The sequence below is a fragment of the Aeromonas taiwanensis genome (assembly GCF_000820165.1).
GTDB lineage: Bacteria > Pseudomonadota > Gammaproteobacteria > Enterobacterales > Aeromonadaceae > Aeromonas > Aeromonas taiwanensis.
In genome coordinates this window covers 1-313 of sequence record NZ_CDDD01000055.1, presented here as the reverse complement: position 1 = coordinate 313, position 313 = coordinate 1, and the positions used below count along the sequence as shown (strand labels likewise).

General features: G+C 69.6%; 1 protein-coding gene and 1 pseudogene. One reads left to right on the top strand and one right to left on the bottom strand.

Translation table 11 applies throughout. The annotated features are described in order from the left end of the window. The coding region (locus BN1136_RS20510; protein WP_231557856.1) for a helix-turn-helix domain-containing protein at nt 1-136 on the top strand (136 nt) is incomplete at its 5' end. Here the strand turns inward: BN1136_RS20510 and BN1136_RS09230 are convergent. Further along, nucleotides 115-313: pseudogene (locus BN1136_RS09230) on the bottom strand (LysE family translocator); the annotation flags it as partial. The gene BN1136_RS20510 and the pseudogene BN1136_RS09230 overlap by 22 nt on opposite strands.

The following is a 313-nucleotide window of genomic DNA, read 5'->3' as shown; positions in this document are numbered from 1 at the left end:
GCCCCTGGCCGACGTGGCCCTGGCGAGCGGCTTCGCGGATCAGGCGCACTTCCAGCGCCAGTTCAAACGTCGGGTCGCCGCCACCCCGGGGCAGTACCGCGCCGGGCTCGCTCCTCAGGGCGAGCGCACCAGATAGACCGCGCTGAGCAGCAACAGCAGCGCCATGGCCCGGTTGAACCCACGCAGCCGACGGGGCGACACCAGCCACCCCTGCAATCGACTGCCCGCATAGGCCCAGCAAGCGATGGAGCCGAGGCAGATCACCAGATAGAGGGCGGTGAACAGCATTATCTGCCCCACCCCGCCCGCGATC